Origin of the sequence: Pseudomonas fragi (assembly GCF_900105835.1) — a bacterium.
Classification (GTDB): Bacteria; Pseudomonadota; Gammaproteobacteria; order Pseudomonadales; family Pseudomonadaceae; genus Aquipseudomonas; species Aquipseudomonas fragi.
This window is the reverse complement of sequence record NZ_LT629783.1, coordinates 4,497,050-4,518,093: the sequence shown is the minus strand read 5'-3', so window position 1 is coordinate 4,518,093 and position 21,044 is coordinate 4,497,050. Positions and strand designations below refer to the sequence as shown.

21 protein-coding genes are annotated in these 21,044 nt (G+C 59.5%); 10 read left to right on the top strand and 11 right to left on the bottom strand.

What is annotated here, in order from left to right:
* The first annotated feature begins 261 nt into the window (after positions 1-261).
* Both BLU25_RS20770 and BLU25_RS20765 read left to right on the top strand, forming a co-directional pair.
* On the top strand, positions 262-576 hold the full coding sequence (locus BLU25_RS20770; RefSeq protein ID WP_016779818.1) for a putative quinol monooxygenase: 315 nt from the start codon (positions 262-264) through the stop codon (positions 574-576).
* Positions 577-608: 32 nt separating this feature from the next.
* Positions 609-842, top strand: a complete 234-nt coding sequence (locus BLU25_RS20765; protein WP_016779817.1) for a hypothetical protein — start codon at positions 609-611, stop codon at positions 840-842.
* Here BLU25_RS20765 and BLU25_RS20760 read toward each other — a convergent pair whose 3' ends face one another.
* Together BLU25_RS20760 and BLU25_RS20755 are read right to left on the bottom strand one after the other, a co-directional pair.
* On the bottom strand, positions 843-1,463 hold the full coding sequence (locus BLU25_RS20760; RefSeq protein WP_083369813.1) for a flavin reductase family protein: 621 nt from the start codon (positions 1,461-1,463) through the stop codon (positions 843-845).
* 316 nt (positions 1,464-1,779) lie between these two features.
* A complete protein-coding gene (locus BLU25_RS20755; RefSeq protein WP_016779815.1) occupies positions 1,780-2,037 on the bottom strand; it encodes a hypothetical protein in 258 nt (85 codons plus the stop codon).
* 380 nt (positions 2,038-2,417) lie between these two features.
* On the opposite strand from BLU25_RS20755, the gene BLU25_RS20750 reads away from it, so the two are divergent.
* Positions 2,418-3,185, top strand: a complete 768-nt coding sequence (locus BLU25_RS20750) for a COG4705 family protein (protein ID WP_083369812.1) — start codon at positions 2,418-2,420, stop codon at positions 3,183-3,185.
* A 106-nt stretch (positions 3,186-3,291) separates the two neighbouring features.
* On the opposite strand, the gene BLU25_RS20745 is transcribed toward BLU25_RS20750, so the two are convergent.
* The 4 genes from BLU25_RS20745 to BLU25_RS20730 all read right to left on the bottom strand — a co-directional run bounded on the left by BLU25_RS20745 (position 3,292) and on the right by BLU25_RS20730 (position 7,658).
* A complete protein-coding gene (locus tag BLU25_RS20745; RefSeq protein WP_016779813.1) occupies positions 3,292-4,614 on the bottom strand; it encodes an MFS transporter in 1,323 nt (440 codons plus the stop codon).
* 249 nt (positions 4,615-4,863) lie between these two features.
* The gene (locus BLU25_RS20740) at positions 4,864-5,685 is read right to left on the bottom strand and encodes a coiled-coil domain-containing protein (RefSeq protein WP_016779812.1); all 822 of its coding nucleotides are present in this window, start codon (positions 5,683-5,685) and stop codon (positions 4,864-4,866) included.
* A 28-nt stretch (positions 5,686-5,713) separates the two neighbouring features.
* Entirely contained in the window at positions 5,714-6,712 is a 999-nt protein-coding gene (locus tag BLU25_RS20735) for an NAD-dependent epimerase/dehydratase family protein (RefSeq protein WP_016779811.1), read from the bottom strand.
* 52 nt (positions 6,713-6,764) lie between these two features.
* Positions 6,765-7,658, bottom strand: coding sequence for a LysR family transcriptional regulator ArgP (locus BLU25_RS20730; protein WP_016779810.1), 894 nt, complete (start codon positions 7,656-7,658; stop codon positions 6,765-6,767).
* A gap of 103 nt (positions 7,659-7,761) precedes the next feature.
* On the opposite strand from BLU25_RS20730, the gene BLU25_RS20725 reads away from it, so the two are divergent.
* The 7 genes from BLU25_RS20725 to BLU25_RS20695 all read left to right on the top strand — a co-directional run bounded on the left by BLU25_RS20725 (position 7,762) and on the right by BLU25_RS20695 (position 16,988).
* Positions 7,762-8,364, top strand: a complete 603-nt coding sequence (locus tag BLU25_RS20725; RefSeq protein ID WP_016779809.1) for a LysE/ArgO family amino acid transporter — start codon at positions 7,762-7,764, stop codon at positions 8,362-8,364.
* A gap of 282 nt (positions 8,365-8,646) precedes the next feature.
* Entirely contained in the window at positions 8,647-9,243 is a 597-nt protein-coding gene (locus BLU25_RS20720; RefSeq protein WP_016779807.1) for a superoxide dismutase, read from the top strand.
* A gap of 241 nt (positions 9,244-9,484) precedes the next feature.
* Entirely contained in the window at positions 9,485-11,536 is a 2,052-nt protein-coding gene (locus tag BLU25_RS20715) for a putative bifunctional diguanylate cyclase/phosphodiesterase (RefSeq protein WP_016779806.1), read from the top strand.
* Between the two features lie 161 nt (positions 11,537-11,697).
* On the top strand, positions 11,698-13,044 hold the full coding sequence (locus tag BLU25_RS20710) for an imelysin family protein (protein WP_016779805.1): 1,347 nt from the start codon (positions 11,698-11,700) through the stop codon (positions 13,042-13,044).
* A 313-nt stretch (positions 13,045-13,357) separates the two neighbouring features.
* Complete coding sequence (locus BLU25_RS20705; RefSeq protein ID WP_083369811.1) at positions 13,358-14,785, top strand: di-heme oxidoreductase family protein; 1,428 nt, start codon at positions 13,358-13,360, stop codon at positions 14,783-14,785.
* Positions 14,786-14,811: 26 nt separating this feature from the next.
* Entirely contained in the window at positions 14,812-15,876 is a 1,065-nt protein-coding gene (locus BLU25_RS20700; RefSeq protein WP_083369810.1) for an imelysin family protein, read from the top strand.
* Positions 15,877-15,890: 14 nt separating this feature from the next.
* Entirely contained in the window at positions 15,891-16,988 is a 1,098-nt protein-coding gene (locus tag BLU25_RS20695) for a DUF1513 domain-containing protein (RefSeq protein WP_016779802.1), read from the top strand.
* Positions 16,989-17,162: 174 nt separating this feature from the next.
* Here the strand turns inward: BLU25_RS20695 and BLU25_RS20690 are convergent, their stop codons facing one another.
* The 5 genes from BLU25_RS20690 to colR all read right to left on the bottom strand — a co-directional run bounded on the left by BLU25_RS20690 (position 17,163) and on the right by colR (position 20,934).
* Complete coding sequence (locus BLU25_RS20690; RefSeq protein WP_016779801.1) at positions 17,163-17,384, bottom strand: hypothetical protein; 222 nt, start codon at positions 17,382-17,384, stop codon at positions 17,163-17,165.
* Complete coding sequence (locus tag BLU25_RS20685; protein ID WP_016779800.1) at positions 17,384-18,100, bottom strand: lipopolysaccharide kinase InaA family protein; 717 nt, start codon at positions 18,098-18,100, stop codon at positions 17,384-17,386. Before BLU25_RS20685 ends, BLU25_RS20690 begins: the two co-directional genes overlap by 1 nt.
* Before the next feature lie 3 nt (positions 18,101-18,103).
* Positions 18,104-18,784 carry a class I SAM-dependent methyltransferase gene (locus tag BLU25_RS20680; RefSeq protein ID WP_016779799.1) on the bottom strand — a complete coding sequence of 227 codons (681 nt, stop codon included), beginning with the start codon at positions 18,782-18,784 and terminating at the stop codon, positions 18,104-18,106.
* Between the two features lie 196 nt (positions 18,785-18,980).
* A complete protein-coding gene (locus BLU25_RS20675) occupies positions 18,981-20,261 on the bottom strand; it encodes a sensor histidine kinase (RefSeq protein ID WP_016779798.1) in 1,281 nt (426 codons plus the stop codon).
* A complete protein-coding gene (gene colR, locus BLU25_RS20670) occupies positions 20,251-20,934 on the bottom strand; it encodes a two-component system response regulator ColR (RefSeq protein WP_016779797.1) in 684 nt (227 codons plus the stop codon). Before colR ends, BLU25_RS20675 begins: the two co-directional genes overlap by 11 nt.
* Positions 20,935-21,044 lie beyond the last annotated feature (110 nt).

Genomic DNA, 21,044 nt, shown 5'->3' with positions numbered 1-21,044 from the left:
AGGGGTAGCTAATTTCTGCCGTTGTCTTGCCTGATCCTGTCAAAGCCCGGGAGCAGCCCCCCGCCGAACCCGGCGCAGACGCACAACCTTGCTCGAAACCCTGATAGCCAGGCCGTTTGCCCGATTGTCCGGGCGGGCGGCTGGCAGGCGGGGGTTTGCAGGATCGTGCAAGCCTCGGGCAGGAATCGACTAACGGTCAGTTGCTGCGCCCCTTAAGCTTTGAACCTCCCCCCAACACCACTTTCCTTTGTGGAGGCCAGCATGCCCCAGCCCAATGCCGTCAGTCATATGACCGTGGTTCGCGCCCGCGCCGGGTGCTCGGCCCAGGTCGAGGCCTGCCTGAGCCAACTGATCGAACCGAGCCTGCAAACCCCCGGCTGCCTGCACTTTGCCTTGCAGCATTGCGATAACGATCCGCTGCTGTGGCAGGTTGCTGGCTACTGGCAGGATGAACCCTCGATGCAGGCCTACTTCAACTCAGCGCTGATGGATATCTACGGCACCCTGGTACACCAGCAAGTGGTGGACAGCCTCGATTTTCAGACCTACAGCGATGCAGGCGGGCCGAAGAGGTAGAATGGCGGTTTTTCACTGCCGGGAGTTGGCGCATGGCGCGTAAGGAATTTGCACAGTTTGAAGCGGTATCCGCTGTAGTCCCGGTAGAACCGGGTGTTTATCACGCAGCAATTGCGGTCAAAGCCTTGTACGAAGGTGGAACCCCGCGCTTTCACAAAATTCTCATCGAGCAGACCTTCAAGACTGCGACCGCCGCCGATGCCGCTGCAGCCGAGCAACTTGAAGCCCTGCAAGGCGTCACCGAGGACGCCGAGCTGGTGTGGTAATCAGCGTGGGCGATGCATCTTGAACAATGCTTCGGGGCCCAGCTGGAAGTAATCCGCCGGGCCGCCGCCGCGCAAGATCGGCTCGGCGGCGGCGGTATCGTAAATCCCGTCCTTGAGCAGGTGCCTGGCAATATGCACCGCCACCACCTCCCCCAGAATCAGCCAGCTTGGCACCAGTTCCTGGTCTGCCCGTTGCAGCTGGATAATCTGGGTGACCTTGCATTCAAACGACACCGGCGTTTCGGCCACGCGCGGCACACTGATCACCCGTGACGGTACGGTGGTCAGCCCGGCCAGCTCGAACTCATTGACCTCGGGCGCGACCATGGCACAGCTTTGGTTCATGGACTCGGCCAGCGGCCGGGTGGCGAGGTTCCAGACGAACTCGCCGGTTTGTTCGATGTTATTGAGGCTGTCTTTGCGACCTACACTGCAAAACCCGATGATCGGCGGGATGTAGTTGAATGCGTTGAAAAAGCTGTAGGGCGCAAGGTTCAAGCGGCCCTGGGCGTCCTGTGACGAAATCCAGCCGATGGGGCGCGGACCGACGATGGCATTGAACGGATCATGGGGCAGGCCGTGGCCCTGGGATGGTTCATAGAAATGGATATCGTCATACATGGGAAGAGTCCGCAAACGGCTGAGATAGAGGGCCCATATAGTGCAAGGCATTTGGGTTGATTACAAAAGCTTCCATGGCGAATTGCGAGGCTTTCGTAGCAGCTGCCGAAGGAACGAGGCTGCGTTCGGCGGCGAAGCCGTCGCAAAATCAGACAATGGGGTGCGCCAGTTAAAACCGGTACTCAGGATTTACGACGACTACGTCCCCGAACGCAGCCTCGTTCCTTCGGCAGCTGCTACAAGTGGATCGCCATTTCCTCCCCCCCAAAAACAACTAAGCCCGGCCAAGGCCGGGCTGGAGTGCCTGTTTCAGCGGTTAGCTGAACCGGGCGCCTTCGGTGCGATCGTAACCGTCAGCGGCGAAGGTAGCCGATTTGGTGCGGCTGAAACCGTCTTCGGCAAATGTGGCCGAACCTGTGCGGTCATAACCGTCGGCAGCCACGGCAGCAGAACCTGTGCGGCTGTAGCCATCTTCAGCAAAGCTCGACGAATGGGTTTTATCGAAACCGTCGGCGGCAACAGCATTGAAAGCCAGGACAGAGAAAGCAGCAGCGAGGATAAGTTTGGTTTTCATGATCAAGTTCCTTGTTTCGTGTTTGGGATGTTGAGTGGCTATGGGTTTAAGACTACGCCGATTAATTTGATTAAAAAGCGCAAAAAACAGCACAAACAAATCAGTTAATTCGATGTATAGGCCCGCACAAAAACAGGTTGTACAGGCTGTCCATCGTTGCGCAGGGTGGCTTAGCACTTCAGCCGGCCCACAGGCGTTGCTGAGATTGATAGTGGGCTAACAGTATTAACTGACAATTAATTGGGAAAAATCGTATTCACAGACAGGCTTTTCATCTGTCCATTACCTATTTTTCACCCCCCGAGCACCAGTCTTCCGCGGGCAAAAAAGCCGATCCCAAAAACGGCTTTGCCCCCCATAAACACTGGAGCCTCGACCGAATGAACAAACTTCCTCAAATTACCCTTGCGTTTTGGGTGATGAAAATCTGCGCCACGACCCTGGGCGAAACCGCGGGCGACTTGCTGTCGATGACCCTCAATGTCGGCTATGCCGTCAGCTCGATGCTGCTTATCAGCGTGTTTGTGCTGACCTTGCTGACTCAGCTGTCCTCCAAAACCTACAACCCCGTGCTGTATTGGCTGGTGATTCTGTCCACCAGCACCGCCGGCACCACCCTGTCTGACTTTATGGACCGCACCCTCGGCCTGGGCTATGCCACGGGCTCGCTGATTCTGGTGTCGATACTGGTGGCGATATTCGCGCTGTGGAAATGGAGCGGTGAGTCACTGAATGTCAGCCAGGTGCAGAGCCGACGCGGCGAGATGTTCTACTGGATGGCGATTCTGTTTTCCAACACTCTGGGCACTGCCCTGGGTGACTACCTGGCGGATGATTCGGGGCTGGGTTTTGCGGGTGGCGCGCTGTTTATCGGGGCGACTATCGGGGTGGTGGTGCTGGCGCGCTACTTCAGCAAAATCTCGCCGGTGGTGTTGTTCTGGGTCGCATTCGTGCTGACGCGCCCGTTCGGCGCAACCCTGGGCGACTTCCTGACCAAACCCCTGGACAAGGGCGGGCTGGACTTCGGCACCATCGGCTCATCGCTGGTGCTGGCGGGGATATTGGTGGTCATGATTGGCGGGGCGACGTATCTGAAAAACAAACAGGCCGGCCAATCGGCCAGCCTGTCGGGTAGCAGCATCGGCTAACCCCTGTGGGAGCGGGCTTGCTCGCGATGCAGGCGCTGCGGTGTTTCAGTTGCAGCGCAGCGATTCAATCGCGAGCAAGCCCGCTCCCACACCACTGGGTAGGCCGTCAGTCAGTCTCGATGCGCGAGTGCTTGCGGGTGTCTTTCATGGTGGCATACACCGCCAGCGAGCAGGCAATACAAGCCGTAACGTACCAGTAGTAACCGGTTTCCATACCTGCGCTCTTGAACCACAGCGCGATATATTCAGCCGTACCACCAAAAATCGACACGGTCAGTGCGTAAGGCAAACCTACGCCCAGTGCGCGAATCTCCGTGGGGAACAGTTCCGCTTTGACCACGGCGTTGATCGAGGTGTAGCCGCTGACGATGATCAGTGCGGCCATGATCAGGAAGAACGCGCCCCACCAGGTGGTGATGGTGTGCAGGGTGGTGAGGATCGGCACGGTAAACAGGGTCCCCAGTACACCGAAGGCGATCAGGATCGGACGACGGCCGATCTTGTCCGAAAGCCCGCCCACCAGCGGCTGGATGCACATGAACAGGAACAATGTAGCGGCCGAAATGGTGGTGGAGTCCGAGATGCTCATGCCCACCGTGTTCACCAGATACTTCTGCATATAGGTGGTGTAGGTGTAGAACGCCAGGGTGCCGCCCATAGTCAGGCCGACGACGGTCATCAGCTCCTTGGGATGACGCAGCAAGGTGCGCATGGCGCTTTCTTTAGGCTTGACCTTGGTCTTTTTGAACGACTCGGTTTCTTCCATGCCACGACGCAGATACAGCGCGACCACGGCACACAGGGCGCCGATCACGAACGGCACGCGCCAGCCCCAGCTGTAAAGCTGTTCTTCGGTCAGGGTCTGTTGCAGCACGATCAGCACGCCCAGGGCGATGAGCTGGCCCGAGATCAGGGTCACGTACTGGAAACTGGAGAAGAAACCGCGACGTTCCTTGGTCGCCATTTCACTCAGGTAAGTGGCCGAAGTGCCGTATTCACCGCCCACCGACAAGCCTTGCAGCAAGCGGGCGAAGACCAGCAGGATCGGTGCCCAGACGCCGATGGTTTCGTAACCCGGCGATAGCGCGATCACCAGCGAACCGAAGCACATCAGCAATACCGAGGCCATCAGTGCGGCTTTACGGCCTTTGCGGTCAGCGTACAGGCCCATCAGCCAGCCACCGATGGGGCGCATCAAAAAGCCCACGGCGAAGATCGCAGCGGTGTTGAGCAGTTGTGCGGTGGTGTCGCCCTTAGGGAAAAAAGCCTTGGCGAAATACAGCGAGAACGCGGCGTAAACGTACCAGTCGTACCACTCGACCATATTGCCGACGGAACCACTGAAAATCGATTTGATGCGGCTGGAGGTGGTCTTTTCTTTAGGCGCCGCAGACACGGCCCCGGCAGGCAGGGTGCTGGAGTTATCCATTGAATGGATCCTTCTTTTATTTGTTTTTTTATAGCGCGTCAAAACGCGAGCTTGCAGGGCTATAGCAGGACTTGTGCCAACGCTTGAAGCCACGGTTTACATGGCTTGCGGGAGATGGATAAGCGGGAATCCGCTGACTTTCAGCGCAGGAATAAGCGGAAATCCGCCGACAGGCAAATCCAGATCTGCCTGACGCCAGACATCAGCCCCCTCTCCCTGCGGGAGAGGGTTGGGGTGAGGGGAAAACCGTCAAGGTCGAGCGCTGATCTGCTTTTGCAGGTTCTGAATCTGGCTTTGCAGGGTGTTGATGTTGCGCGTCATCTGCGCACGGAACACGTCAAACTCGGCCGCATTGGCGCCTTGAGCCGGAGCCGGACGATTTTCGAGTTCGCTTTTGAGCACGATCATGTCCTGCTCCAGGCGCTCCACTGCCGCGCTCGGGTTGCCCTGTTTCTTCAAGGCCGCCACCTCTGCGACCTGCTGGGCGACACCCGCCTTGAGCGTGGCCAGCTCAGTGCCCAGGTTCTTGATTTCGGTTTCGAGCTTGGCCTGGTTTTCTTTCTGCGCCGTCACTTGCAGCAACATGGCCGCATTGATTTGCTCAAAGCGCTGATCCAGATCCCCCTGCTGCCCCGCCACCAACCCTTGCTGACGCTTGCTCTGCTCAAGCAACTGTTCTTCAAGCTGCTTGATCTGCATCTTCAAGGCTTCGCTGCCGGTATTGATCGTCGACTCACTGGCAACCACCTTGCCGGAAATGGCCTGCAGGCGCCCGGCAGCTTCTTCGCTGATACGGGCAAAACTCTCCTGGGTGGCCACCAACTGTTGCTCCATCAGCGAAATCTGCTGAAAGCTCCACCAGGCCAACCCGCCAACGGCCACCAGCAAGGCACAGATCAAGGTCCACAAAGGCCCGGTGCTCGGGCCCTTGACCTTGATCACCGGCGTGTTGCGCGAGTACACCGTGGTGCGCTCACGGGCACCAGGGCTGGCCTGCGGCTCATCATGATCATGGGCATCGGCGCGCAGGGTCGGCACATTGTCAAAGTCGTCGCGGGCATCGTTACGCATCGTAAACCTTTAAAAATGGCGGCAGCGGTTAGCGGTAAGGGGATTCCTGAGCTTTCCACCAGCCGCAGAATTCATCAAGCGCGGCCCACAGACTCACCTTGGGATCGTAATCGAGGTAATGCCGGGCGCGGCCGATGTCGAGGGTAAAGTCTTTGTTCATGATCTGCACGCCCAAACGCGAGAGTGACGGCTCAGGCTGCCCCGGCCACAGCTTGCAGGCCGCTTCGTTAAGCGCTCCTCGGCAGTAGGCCAGGGTGTAGCCCCGGTAACGGGTCACTTGCGCCACGTTCATTTGGCGCATCACATAATTGACCACATCCCAATAAGGTATCGGCGTGCCATTGCTTATATTGTAGGCCCTGCCCAACGCCGCAGCGCTGCTCAGCAAGCTGCTCATCAGCGCCTCATTGAGGTTTTGCATGCTGGTGAAGTCGACCTTGTTCAGACCGTTGCCGACAATGGCCAGCCGGCCCTTGCGCTGCTGCTTGAGCAATCGCGGGAAGAGGCTCATGTCCCCTGCCCCGGTAACCAGACTGGGGCGCAGGGCAACCACTTCAAGACCAAACTCCTGGGCACCAAACACCTTCTGCTCTGCCAGGTTTTTAGTGGCGGCATAGGGGTGCCTGAAGCGCTTGGGCACCTGCTCCTCGGTCAGGTCGTTGTGGTCGCGGCCATCGAAGTACAACGCTGCCGAAGACAAGTGCACCAGGCGCCGCACCCGCTGCTTGAGGCAGGCTTCAACCACGTTTTCGGTCACCAGCACGTTGTCACGGTGGAAGTCCTGATAACGCCCCCAGGCGCCCACATGCCCCGCACAATGCACCACCGCATCGACATCGACGCACAAGTCGCGCACCAGCAAGCCATCGGTCAAATCCCCCGGGATAAATTCAGCCCCGCGTCGCACCAGGTGTTCGACACCTTCGGCCCGACGCCCGCTGACCCGTACGTCAAAGCCCTGCTCCAGGGCAAAACGCGCAAAGCGTCCGCCAATAAAGCCGCTTGCGCCGGTGACCAGAATCTTCATCAATCACTCCAAATGCTGTAATTCGTGCTGCTTGCTCTTTAAACGCCGGTTATCAGGCCAAAGGCACTAACCAGCGGGCTGCCGAACGCGATAAATGTTCGGTCAGTTGCCCCAGCAGTTGTCCGCCATTGCGCCAATGATGCCAGTACAGTGGCACGTCGATGGGTTTATCTGGCAAAAGCTCCACCAGGCTGCCATTTGCCAATTGTTCGCGCACTTGCAGTTCAGGCACCAGCCCCCACCCCAGGCCGGCCTCGGTGAGGCGGATAAAGCCCTCTGAGGACGGGCACAAATGGTGCTCGAAACCCTCTTCGACGCCCAGTGCGGCAAGGTAGCGGTGCTGCAGAAAATCATCCGGGCCGAACACCAGGGCCGGCGTTTTTGACAACTGCACGGCACTCACCCCATGGGGAAAATGCCGCGCTATAAAGGCCGGGCTGGCCAGCGCACGGTATCGCATGGCCCCCAGCAGCACACTGCGAGCCCCGGCAACCGGGCGCTCACTGGCGCACAGGCAGGCTGCCACTTCACCGGCACGCATGCGTTTGAGGCCAACGGTCTGATCCTCAACCACCATATCCAGCAGCAGGTGTTGCTCGGCACAAAAATCGCCCACGGCCTGCGCCCACCAGGTGGCCAGGCTGTCGGCATTCAAGGCGATCCGCAACCGCTCCGGCAAACCGTCTTCGTCCAGCGCCGGCACCGCACTTTGCAAGTCACGCTCCAGCAAACGCACTTGCTGTACATGGTTGAGCAGGCGCCGGCCGATCTCGGTCGGGGTCGGTGGCGTGGCGCGCACCAGCACCGGCTGGCCGATACGGGCCTCAAGCAATTTGATGCGCTGGGAGATGGCCGATTGTGACAGCCCAAGCACCTGCGCCGCCCGCTCAAATCCGGCTTGTTCCACCACTGCAGCGAGGGCCGAGAGTAATTTATAGTCGAACATCAGTTTTCCTAATGAGCGATCAGCAATATTGGTTTTTCTTATACAGCCAAGGGCAGGACAATAGCCAGCAGCAACCCCGCCTGCAGTACAACGAGTAATCCTTATGTGGCAAAGCTACCTTAATGGCCTGTTGGTCGCGTTCGGCCTGATCATGGCCATCGGCACCCAGAATGCCTTCGTCCTGGCACAAAGCCTGCGCCGTGAACACCACCTGCCCGTGGCCGCATTTTGCGTGGTGAGCGATGCCTTGCTGGTGGCCGCCGGGGTGTTCGGCCTGGCCACCCTTCTGGCACAAAACCCGTTATTGCTCAGCGTGGCACGCTGGGGCGGCGCGGTGTTTTTGTTGTGGTACGGCACCCAGGCACTGCGTCGGGCGTTTTCCCAGTCGAGCCTTGAACAATCTGCCGGCCAGACGGCGCGCTCGCTCAAGGCAGTGATGCTCAGTGCGCTGGCCGTGACTCTGCTCAACCCCCATGTCTATCTCGATACAGTGTTGCTGATCGGCTCCCTTGGTGCTCAACAAAGCGTGCCCGGCGCCTATGTAGTGGGCGCGGCCAGTGCTTCGCTGATGTGGTTTTTCACCCTGGCCCTGGGCGCTGCCTGGCTTGCGCCGTGGCTGGCACGGCCAAACACCTGGCGCATCCTCGATTTGCTGGTGGCGGTGATGATGTATGCGGTGGCGGTGCAACTGATAGTTTCGGGCTGAGCGCAAAACCTGTGGGAGCGGGCTTGCTCGCGATGCAGACGGCGCAGTCTGTCAGACAAACCCCAGCGATATCATCGCGAGCAAGCCCGCTCCCACAGCTAAAAAAAATAGTCCCACACCTGCTGAAACGTCTATCCCACACAGTTGTCGCGTGGTTAAGCGGTCACCCCGGTGCTATGATCCTGACCCTGCGCCGCAAAGAGTAAAAACTCATCGGCGCGTGTTTGGCCGCCCGTGATCGGCCTTGCGCTCATCGCAACTGACCTGATTAGGAGAATCATCATGGCTTTCGAATTGCCGCCGCTGCCGTACGCACACGATGCCCTGCAGCCGCACATCTCCAAAGAAACCCTGGAGTTTCACCACGACAAGCACCACAACACCTACGTCGTGAACCTGAACAACCTGGTGCCAGGCACCGAGTTCGAAGGCAAAACCCTGGAAGAGATCGTTAAAACCTCTTCGGGCGGTATCTTCAACAACGCCGCTCAGGTCTGGAACCACACCTTCTACTGGAACTGCCTGGCGCCAAACGCCGGCGGCCAACCGACTGGCGCGCTGGCTGATGCCATCAACGCTGCCTTCGGTTCGTTCGACAAGTTCAAGGAAGAATTCAGCAAGACTTCCATCGGCACCTTCGGCTCCGGCTGGGGCTGGCTGGTGAAGAAAGCTGACGGTTCCCTGGCCCTGGCCAGCACCATCGGCGCCGGCAACCCGCTGACCAGCGGCGACACCCCGCTGCTGACCTGCGACGTTTGGGAACACGCCTACTACATCGACTACCGCAACGTGCGTCCGAAGTATGTAGAAGCGTTCTGGAACCTCGTTAACTGGAAGTTCGTGGCTGAGCAGTTCGAAGGCAAGACCTTCACTGCCTAAGCCTCGCTCCAGATAAAAAAACCCGGCATTGCCGGGTTTTTTTTTGGCCGCGTGAAAAGTGCCAAAAGACCCTTGCGCACAATCCGGGCCAGCTAGTATGAAAGCGTTGGTTTTTTTTATTGCGCGCCTCAAGTTCGAAGTCAGAATACCGACACAGTGGCGATCGTGAACAGCGTGTGCTGACGGCTTGCATACTTGTCCCCCCAACAGGCATTAACGGCGAGAAACAAGGAATAGCGCTTTGAAGCGGCAATTCAAAAACAGCTTGTCACTCAAGTTGCTCCGGATCGTGCTGCTGTCGGCACTGGTTGTCGGAGGAGTGCTGAGTTGCGCACAAATCGTGTTCGATGCCTACAAAGTCCGACAGGCCGTCACGACCGATGCCGGGCGCATCCTCGACATGTTTCGCGACCCCTCGACCCAGGCGCTTTATAGCCTGGACCGTGACATGGCCATGCAAGTCATCGAAGGCCTGTTCCAGGACCCGGCTGTGCGCAAGGCATCCATCGGCCACCCCAATGAAGCGGCCCTCGCCGAAAAAGCCCGGGCATTGCACAGTTCATCAAGCCGCTGGGTGACCGACATGATTTTGGGTCGCGAGCACACGTTCAGTATCCCGCTGGTGGGCCAGGGGCCCTACAGCGAGTACTACGGCGACCTGAGCATTACCCTCGATACTGCCACTTACGGCCAGGGCCTGTTGACCGACTCCGCCGTCATGCTGTTTTCCGGCCTGTTGCGCGCCCTGCTGATGGGGCTGGTGTTGTATCTGGTCTATCACTGGCTGTTGACCAAGCCGCTGTCCAACATCATTGGCCACCTGACCAGCATCAACCCCGACCGCCCCAGCGAGCATGTGATCCCCCTGCTCAAGGGCCATGAGCACAACGAACTGGGGGTGTGGGTCAATACATCCAATCAGTTGCTGGCTTCGATCGAGCGCAACAACCGCTTGCGCCACGAAGCCGAAAGCTCGTTGCTGCGCATGGCCCAGTACGACTTTTTGACCGGGCTGCCCAACCGCCAGCAATTGCAGGGGCAATTGGGCAAGATCCTCACCGATGCAGGCCGCTTGCAGCGCCGGGTCGCCGTGCTGTGCGTGGGCCTGGACGACTTTAAGGGCATCAACGAACAGTTCGGCTATCAAACCGGCGACCAGTTGCTCCAGGCCCTGGCCGACCGCTTGCGCGCCCATAGCGGCAGCCTCGGTGCGCTTGGCCGTCTGGGCGGCGATCAGTTTGCCCTGGTGCAGGCCCATATCGAGCAGCCTTACGAGGCCGCCGAGCTGGCCCAGAGCATTCTCGATGACCTCGAATCACCGTTCAGCCTCGATCAGCAAAGCATCCGCCTGCGCGCCACCATCGGCATCACCCTGTTCCCCGAAGATGGCGACACTACCGAGCAATTGCTGCAAAAGGCCGAGCAGACCATGACCCTGGCCAAAAGCTATTCGCGCAGCCGCTACCAGTTTTATATCGCCAGCGTCGACCGCGAGATGCGGCGCATGCGCGAGCTGGAAAAAGACCTGCGCGAAGCCCTCTTGTGCAACCAGCTGCACCTGGTCTACCAGCCGCAAATCCGCTACAGCGACCACCGCGTAGTCGGCGTCGAGGCCCTGTTGCGCTGGCAGCACCCGCAGCACGGCATGGTCCCGCCCGATCTGTTTATCCCGCTGGCGGAAAAAAACGGCAGTATCATTGCCATCGGCGAATGGGCACTGGACCAGGCCTGCCGCCAACTGCGCGAATGGCACGACCAGGGCTTCAGCGAGCTGCGCATGGCGGTCAACCTGTCCACTGTGCAATTGCACCACGTCGAACTGCCGCGGGTAGTCAACAATCTGTTGCAGCGCTACCGCTTGCCGCCGCGCAGCCTGGAGCTGGAAGTCACCGAAACCAGCCTGATGCAAGACATCAGCACGGCCGCCCAGCACCTGCTCAGCCTGCGCCGCTCCGGTGCGCTGATTGCCATTGATGACTTCGGCACCGGCTACTCATCCTTGAGCTATCTCAAGAGCCTGCCACTGGACAAGATCAAGATCGATAAAAGCTTTGTCCAGGACCTGATCGATGACGGTGACGACGCCACCATCGTGCGCGCCATCATCCAGCTCGGTAAAAGCCTGGGCATGCAGGTGATCGCCGAAGGCGTCGAAACCGCCGAACAGGAAGCCTATGTCATTGCCGAAGGCTGCCATGAAGGCCAGGGCTACCTGTACAGCAAACCCCTTGGCGCACGGGAGTTGGTCGCTTATCTGAAGCAGGCGAAGCGTAACAAGGCAGTCATTCTGTAAGTCCATATTTCGAGATTCACTAAAGCCCCGGCGCAGAGCGCAAGTAAACAAGAAATATTTCCAACCGTAGCCCTTTACAGAAAATGCATATCTTTCGCATCATGTGGCAGTTTTGCGTGCAGCCGCACGCTTGTCCCACCTCTCGAAGCAGGATTTTCGCCATGATTCGTATGCCCCTGGCTACCGCCAGTCTGCTGGCCATTGCTATCTCACTCGCCGGCTGTGGCGACAAGGACAAGGAAAAAACCGCTGCGGCGCCGACCCCGGCAGCCGCCACCAGCACTGCGACGCCAGCCACTGACGTCACCGCGGCAAAAGTCGACGAAGCTGCTGCCAAGGCTGTCGTGGCCCATTACGCCGACATGGTTCATGCCGTGTACAGCGATGCCGAAAGCACCGCCAAAAAACTGCAGACCGCTATCGATGCGTTCCTGGCCAAACCGAACGACGACACCCTCAAGGCCGCTCGCGCCGCCTGGGTTGAAGCCCGCGTGCCATACCTGCAAAGCGAAGTGTTCCGCTTCGGCAACACCATCATCGACGACTGGGAAGGCCAGGTGAACGCATGGCCGCTGGACGAAGGCCTGATCGACTACGTTGACGCCAACTACGCCGGCGCACTGGGCAACCCGGGTGCCAATGCCAACATCATTGCCAACACCCAGATCCAGGTCGGCGAAGACAAGGTCGACGTCACCGAAATCACCCCGGAAACCCTGGCCAGCCTCAACGAGCTGGGCGGTTCCGAAGCCAACGTAGCCACCGGCTACCACGCCATCGAATTCCTCCTGTGGGGCCAGGACCTCAACGGCACCGGCCCGGGCGCAGGCAACCGTCCTGCTTCGGACTACCTGGAAGGCGAAGGCGCCACCGGTGGTCATAACGATCGCCGTCGCGCTTACCTGAAAGCCGTAACCCAGCTGCTGGTCAACGACCTCAATGAAATGGTCGGCAACTGGGCACCGAACGTGGCCGACAACTACCGCGCCACGCTGGAAGCCGAGCCGGTACAAAACGGCCTGCGCAAGATGCTGTTCGGCATGGGCAGCCTGTCGCTGGGCGAACTGGCCGGCGAGCGCATGAAAGTGTCCCTGGAAGCCAACTCGCCTGAAGACGAGCAGGACTGCTTCAGCGACAACACCCACAACTCGCACTTCTACGATGCCAAGGGCATCCGCAACGTGTACCTGGGCGAGTACGTGCGGGCCGACGGCACAAAAATGACCGGCCCTAGCCTGTCGTCGCTGGTGGTGGTCATCGACCCGGCTACCGACGCCACGCTCAAGTCCGACCTGGCCGACACTGAAGCCAAGATCCAGGTCATGGTTGATCGCGCCAACAAGGGCGAGCACTACGACCAGTTGATCGCTGCGGACAACGCTGCGGGCAACCAGGTGGTACGTGATGCCATTGCAGCGCTGGTCAAGCAGACCGGTGCCATCGAGCAAGCTGCCGGCAAGCTGGGTATCAGCGACCTGAACCCGGACAACGCCGATCACGATTTTTGATCTGCGGCGCTGAGTGACTGAGTAATGAGGCGACCTTCGGGTCGCCTTTTTTTGCGGCAGGACGCCGCGCCAGCCGCCACGGGCCATCCATGGCCCATCGCGGCTCTCCCGGCATCCATGCCGGGAGACCCACTGCGCAGAACCTCCTCTCGGCCTCCCGATGGGGCTGGTAGATCAAAATCAAAAAACAGATCAAAAGCAGAAGGGCCATTTGTCTGCCCCAAGTCACAGCAAACGCTAATCCCTCTTATTTCAATTCACCTTCCCTGCTAGACTTTACGCCCTCGATTTTGCTCACTGATCTGGACGCTTGATGCCTTCGTTGCCTCTTCGCCTGTCTCTGTTGCTAGTGGCCCTGGGCCTTGGCGGCTGTGATGATGCCCCGCGCTTTACCAAACCCGAGCCCGGCGAAGCCCGCTCCGGCGGCGCGACTACGGTGCGTAAAAGCGATCACAACGCCTTTTCCATGCCATCAGCCAACCTTTCGCCCACCCGGCGTCTGGATTTCAGTGTCGGCAACAGTTTTTTTCGCAGCCCCTGGGTCATCGCTCCGTCAACCACCACCGCGCGTGACGGCCTGGGCCCGCTGTTCAACACCAACGCCTGCCAGAACTGCCATATCAAGGATGGTCGCGGCCACCCGCCCGCCCCCGGCGCCAAAAATTCGGTGTCGATGCTGGTACGCCTGTCGATCCCCAACGACCCGACTTATGCCACGCTGATCGAACAGGCTGGCATCGTGCCCGAGCCGGTCTATGGCGGCCAGTTGCAGGATATGTCGGTTCCCGGTGTAGTCCCCGAGGGCAAGGTGCGAGTCGATTACGAACCCGTGACCGTGCGTTTCAAGGACGGCACTGAAGTCGAGCTGCGCAAGCCCACGCTGCAAATCACCCAGTTGGGCTATGGCCCGATGCACCCCGATGCCCGCATGTCAGCCCGCATCGCGCCGCCGATGATTGGCCTGGGGCTGCTCGAAGCCATCCCCAACGAGGCGATCCTGGCCAATGCCGATGCCCAGCGAAAAACCGCTGGCGGCGTGGCCGGGCGTCCGAACTGGGTGTGGGATGACGCGCAACAAAAGACGGTTTTGGGCCGTTTTGGCTGGAAAGCCGGACAACCGAATCTCAATCAACAAAATGTTCACGCCTTTTCTGGTGATATGGGCCTCACGACTTCCCTGAGACCCTTCGATGACTGCACCAAGGCCCAAACTGCCTGCCTCGAGGCGCCCAACGGCAATGGCCCGGATGGCGAACCCGAGGTCAGCGACAACATTCTGCGCCTGGTGGAGTTCTACACCCGCAACCTGGCTGTGCCCGCCCGCCGTGATGTCGGCGCGCCCCAGGTGCTGGCCGGTAAAAACCTGTTCTATCAGGCAGGCTGCAGCGCCTGTCACACACCGACTTTCACGACATCGGCCAGCGCTGCCGAGCCCGAACTGGCCAATCAGGTCATCCACCCCTACAGCGACCTGCTGCTGCATGATATGGGCCCGGGCCTTGCCGACAACCGCACCGAGTTCGCCGCCAGCGGCCGCGACTGGCGCACGCCACCGCTGTGGGGGATTGGTTTGACCCAGGCGGTGAGTGGCCACACCCAGTTTCTGCACGATGGACGTGCCCGCAACCTGCTTGAAGCCGTGCTGTGGCATGGCGGCGAGGCCGAACCGGCCAGGCAGCAGGTTTTACGTTTTAATGCCGAGCAGCGCGCTGCGTTGCTGGCGTTCCTGAACTCTCTTTAACGCCTTACAAGATCGGGGACCCCGACATGTTTCGACCCAAGCTTCTGTTCACCAGCCTTGCCGCCATCGCCCTGGCTGCCTGCTCGCCTCAAGACCCGCAGGCCGTCACTTCGGCAGCCATCGCCAAACAAGTGATCCTGCCTACCTACAGCCGCTGGGTTGAAGCTGACCGCCAGCTGGCGGTCAGTGCCCTGGCCTATTGCCAGGGCAAGGAAAGCCTGGAAACCGCCCGTGCCGACTTCCTGCACGCGCAAAAGGCCTGGGCCGAGCTGCAACCGCTGCTGATCGGGCCTTTGGCTGAAGGCAATCGTTCGTGGCAGGTACAGTTCTGGCCGGACAAAAAGAACCTGGTCGGCCGTCAGGTCGAGCAGTTGGTGGTTGCCCAGCCGCAGATCGATGCTGCCGCCCTGGCCAAGTCCAGCGTTGTGGTGCAAGGCCTGTCGGCTTACGAATACATTCTGTTCGACAGCAATATCAACCTGGCTGACGATGCGCAAAAAGCCCGTTACTGCCCGCTGCTGACCGCCATCGGCGAACGTCAGAAGCAACTGGCCGAAGAGATTCTGGCCAGCTGGAACAGCACCGACGGCATGCTCGCGCAAATGAGCAAGTTCCCCAACCAGCGGTATGCCGACTCCCACGAAGCCATCGCTGACGTGCTGCGTGTGCAGGTGACTGCGCTGGATACCCTGAAGAAAAAACTCGGCACGCCAATGGGCCGCCAGAGCAAGGGCATTCCGCAACCGTTCCAGGCCGATGCCTGGCGCAGCGAGTCGTCACTCAAGAGCCTGGCCGCCAGCCTGGCCGCTGCCCAGACTGTTTGGGCCGGTGTCGACAACAAGGGCTTGCGCAGCCTGTTGCCTGCCGAACAAAAGCCACTGGCTGACAAGATCGACGCGGCCTACGCCACCTCGCTCAAGTTGTTCAACGACAACCAGCGCACGCTCAATGAGCTGCTGGCGGACGATGCCGGGCGCGCCCAGCTGAATGCCATCTACGACAGCCTCAACGTGGTTCACCGCCTGCACGAAGGCGAACTGGCCAAGGCCCTGGGTATCCAGCTGGGCTTTAACGCCAACGACGGCGATTGATAAAGGAAGGTTCGATGATGCGCAGGCAAGCACTCAAGCTTGGTGGTTTACTGCTCAGTGCAATGACGCTGGGCGGTTGGTCGCTGTTTAAACAAAAAGGCCAAAGCCCGCTGCTGCTGAGTGCCCGCGACGATGCAGACGGCAATCACTTTGCCGTCGGCTATCGACTCGATGGCACCCGGGTGTTCAGCACCCGGGTCGGCCAGCGCTGCCATGACATCATCAACCACCCGACGCTGCCCATCGCCTTGTTCGTGGCCCGGCGCCCCGGTACCGAAAGCTACCTGATCAGCCTGACCGACGGGCAGCTGCTGCAAACCCTGACCTCCCTGCCCAACCGGCATTTTTATGGTCACGCCGTGATCCATAAAGATGGCGAGTGGCTGTACACCACTGAAAACGACACCACTGATCCGGGCCGTGGCCTGCTAGGGGTTTATCGCTTTGAGGGCGAGCGCCTGGTTCACAGCGGCGAAATCCCCACCCACGGCGTCGGCCCGCATCAGGTGTCGTGGATGCCTGACGGTGAAACACTGGTGGTGGCCAACGGCGGAATTCGTACCGAAGCCGAAAGCCGGGTCGAGATGAACCTCAACGCGATGGAACCCAGCCTGGTGCTGATGCAGCGTGATGGCACCCTGCTCAGCAAGGAAACCCTGAGCCAGCAAATGAACAGCGTGCGCCACTTGGGCATTGCCAGTGACGGCACCATCGTCGCCTGCCAGCAATTTATGGGCGATGCCCATGAGTTGTCCGAATTGCTGGCCATCAAGCGTCCCGGCCAGCCATTTGAGCCCTTCCCGGTGGCCGAAGCACAACTGCGAGCAATGGGCCATTACACGGCCAGCGTCGCGGTCCACAGCGAGTTGCGTCTGGTCGCGCTGACGGCGCCACGGGGCAACCGTTTTTTCGTCTGGGACCTGGACAGCGGCGCCTTGCGCCTGGATGCGCCGTTGCCGGATTGTGCGGGGGTGGGTGCGGTGAAGGATGGGTTTGTGGTCACGTCCGGCCAGGGCCGCTGCCGTTTCTACGATTGCCGTCAGAACGACCTGATTGCCAAGCCTCTGGATTTGCCGTCGGGGCTTTGGGACAACCATCTACATATCATGTAGAACCAAAAAAACCTGTAGCAGCTGCCGAAGGAACGAGGCTGCGTTCGGCTGCGCAGCAGTCGTAAAGCCGGTGGGCATGGTGTATCAGAAACACCAACGCTGGATGGTTTTACGACTGCTGCGCAGCCGAACGTAGCCTCGCACAGCTCGTCAACGGCTACAGGGATTTGGCTATTACTTCTTCAGCCCCTGGCTCATGCCAAACATAAACAGCAACAAATCATGATCGGGCCGGGTCGCTACCGCCGCTTTAACCACCCGCGGCAACGGGCAATGAGCCCCCATTTGGGGCCCGCTCAACACTTGTGTCACCGGTTGTTCCCAAGCGGCAAACGCCACGCCAGCAATGACCAAGGCGCCCAGCAGAAACAAACTTCGTGCTATTTCTCGCTTCATCACCGTAAACCTTTGATAGCGCTGCCAAACACTGTCTTATAAAAGTAGATCAGTCTGTCCCACTCTGTGGCACTCCACGACGAATGGCGGCGCAATTGTTTAAGATCGTGGGAAGCGGCTTTTTGGGCCGTCAGGCGTTGCCGGCTTTTTTCCAGGTCCAGCAAAGCCACATCAATCACTGCCCCTTCGCCCTGCCCCGTCACCCGCACAAACACATGCTTGGCGTACAGGCAGCCGTGCTGCCAACGGCCCAGATGCATGCGGGCCAAGGTCTGACCGATCGCTTCAAGCACGCGGTCATGCACCGCTTCACCGTGACGCTCGCGCTCACCTGCGGCGTACCAGTTGTCGATCTCGACAAAGCCTTCCAGGCCCACGGTCACCAGCAATGCACGCCATTGTTTATCTGCCGCTTGCTGCGCCCCGCAGTACACCAGCTCAGGCACACCCACCGCCAAACGGCTCAAGGCCAGTAACGCATCCTGCTCCCGCAAAACCGTCGGGCGGCCCAGCGGGTAACGCCAGCTGCGGTAGGTATGCCCGACCTGTCGCTTGACGTAGAGCAAGCGCCCATCGGCGTCATGTATCCGTTGTACACCGCTCTCCCCACCGCGACGCTGGTTGGGCTCTTCAACCCATTCGCCTTGCCGATTCCAGTAGAACTCGAATGGGTCGTCAGTCGCAGAGGGAGCTTGCTGTACAAAATCAACGGTCATGAGTTATCTCTTTCGTAATACGTAAACCCGCCACATCGCGTAGAGCGGAATAAAGTCCAAATGGTCCTGAACGGTGAAGCCTGCCTTTTTGAATTCCGCCTCCACTGTAGCAGCAGGTAACACAAAACGATTTTGGTAACCGAATTGCTCTGCCTCTGCAGCGCGTTGACGCTCAAGACGCTTGCGTTTCCAGGCCTTGAAATTGCCATCAACCCACAATGAAATAATCACACTGTCCCGGCTAACGCGATGAAGCTCCCGCAATAGAGCCATCCGGTGGCTTGCATCACCAATGTGGTGCAGCAAGCGCATGCAGAAAACACTGTCAACCGAGTTGTCAGGCATATCTATTTCGAAAGCTGACATCTGCAAACGCCGTACCCGTTTAACCACATCGGCCGGTTGCGCCAACGAAGCCACCTCCAGCATCGACGCCGAGTTGTCCGCACCGATGATTTCACGGCTTGGCATTTGCGCCAGCAACGGCCAGAAACGGCCCGCACCACAAGGCAAATCGAGGACAACCTGAGGCTCGCCAGCCAACTGCAATGCACGGCGCGCCAATTGTTCATCGCGTTTGTGCGACAAACGCCGGGCCAGGCCGTCCTGATGCTTGATCAGGTATTGCGTAGCGTGCTGCTGATCGTACTTTTCAGAAAATTTGAGTTTGATGATCGGGCTCATATCAGTGCTCCTGAAGCTAATGAGCACTACCTTAATCAGCCGAACGTTTGCATCAGGTCATCAACAGGTGAAAATTCTGTCAGGGCATTCCACATAAACATTGCAAGGTTTTACAGGGCGAAAATACTGGCGCAGGGCCATGTATCGACTAATGCGCAGGGAGAGCGGCCTGCAGAGCGCAGGCCACGGGAGGGGATCAGACGTCGGCCGGAGCCAGTTCGACGCGAAAACGACAGCCGTTGGGTTCCATCGTGGTCAGGGTCACGCGCCAACCCTGGCTATCGCAGATACGCTGCACCAGTGACAGGCCCAACCCGAGACCTTCACCGCGTTTTTCGCTGCCGCGCACAAATGGCTGGAACATCGCCTGGCGTTTTTCTTCCGGGATCCCCACGCCGCTGTCTTCCACCACAAAACCGCTGGCCTCAAGGGTCAAGCGGATAAAGCCGGTGTCGGTGTAGTGCAAGGCATTGCGCAGCAAGTTGCCCATGACGGCGTGCAGGAAGGTGGCGTTGTACCGTGTGTCCAGCGGGTTGCCGGGGTCATAGATCAGCTTGAGGCCTTTGGCCTCGATGGGTTCGCGCCACAGGCTGATCAGGCCTTCGGCCACGGTGCTCAGGGTCACCGTTGGCGACATGCTGGCATCCTCATGCTGGGCACGGGCCAGCATCAGGAAGGTTTGCACCAGTTCGCGCATTTCCTCACAGGCGCGGGAAATACGCTCGACCTGCGAGCGACTGCGCTGATCCAGTGACGGGCTTTCCAGCAACAACTCGCAGGAACTGGCCAACACCATAAGCGGAGTACGTAACTCGTGACTTACATCACTGGTGAACAAACGTTCGCGCGTCAGGGTGTCGCGCAAGCGCCCCAGAGTGGCATCGAACGCCACTGCCAGTTCGCCCACTTCATCGGCCGCATAATCCGGGGCCAATGGCGGCGCCAGCCCCAGCAACTGATCGCGATGACGAACCTGACGGGCCAGGCGGATCACCGGTGCCATCACCCGCCGGGCCAGGGTCCAGCCCAAAAATACCGCCAGTGCCAGCGCGAGAACGAAACCGACGGCAACCACGGCAAACAGTACGCGCTCGCGCTCTTCAAAATCGCTCTGGTCTTGCAACAGGACGTAGCGCCGGCCATCGACCACTTCCACCATCGCGTGATAAGACAACTGATCGCGAAACACCTCATGAAAGCCCGGGTCCAGGTGACGCAGGTCCTTGGGCAGGGCAAAGTCGCCACGCCCGCCACTGAAATAAAACAGCTGGCTTGGCTTGGGACGATGATTCCACTCTGCGCCGTTGTCCATCAGCAGCAGGCGCTGCAAATCCCCGCCCAGCCCTGCCGAGATGAGTTTCTCTTCGACCAGGTGCACGGTGGCAATAATGCCCACAGCGAATGTCCCTGCCACCAGCGCGCTCATCAAGGCAAAAGCGATGATGATCCGCTGGGAAAGACTTTGCCTAAACTCCATCACGAACCTCGGCGAGGCGGTAGCCCACGCCATGTACGGTGTGCAACAGAGGCTTGTCGAATGGTTTGTCGATCACCTGGCGCAATTGGTGGACGTGGCTGCGCAGGCTGTCGCTGTCCGGGCAATCATCGCCCCACAAGGCTTCTTCCAGCACTTCGCGGCGTAACACATGGGGGCTTTTCTGCATCAGTACTGCCAGCAATTTCAAGCCCACCGGGTTGAGCTTGAGCAGACGGCCTTCACGGGTGACTTCCAGGGTATCGAGGTCATAGCGCAACTCGCCGACCTGCAGCTCACGTCGCCCGCCGCCCTGGGCGCGACGCAATACCGCTTCGATCCGGGCGGCCAGTTCCGAGAGGGCAAAGGGTTTTAGCAAATAGTCATCGGCACCTGACTTGAACCCTTGCAGGCGGTCGTCCAGCTGATCGCGGGCAGTCAGCATGATTACCGGCGTATCGCGCCGGGCATCTTCACGCAGGCGCTTGCACAGGGTATAGCCGTCGATGCCGGGCAACATGATATCGAGCACAATCAGGTCGTAATGCTCGGTGGCCGCCAGGTGCAGGCCCGACAAACCATCTTGCGCGCAGTCAACGGTGTAGCCCTTCAGGCCCAGGTAGTCGGCAAGGTTGGCGAGGATATCGCGGTTGTCTTCAACCAATAGAATTCGCATGGGCACTCTCTCCGTTCACAGTTACGGCCGTCTTGGCCCGCGCAGCTTAAGGCCAACAACCGCGCAGGGCCAGCACCACAGGGCGCTCAGACAATTTAGTTATAGCTCTC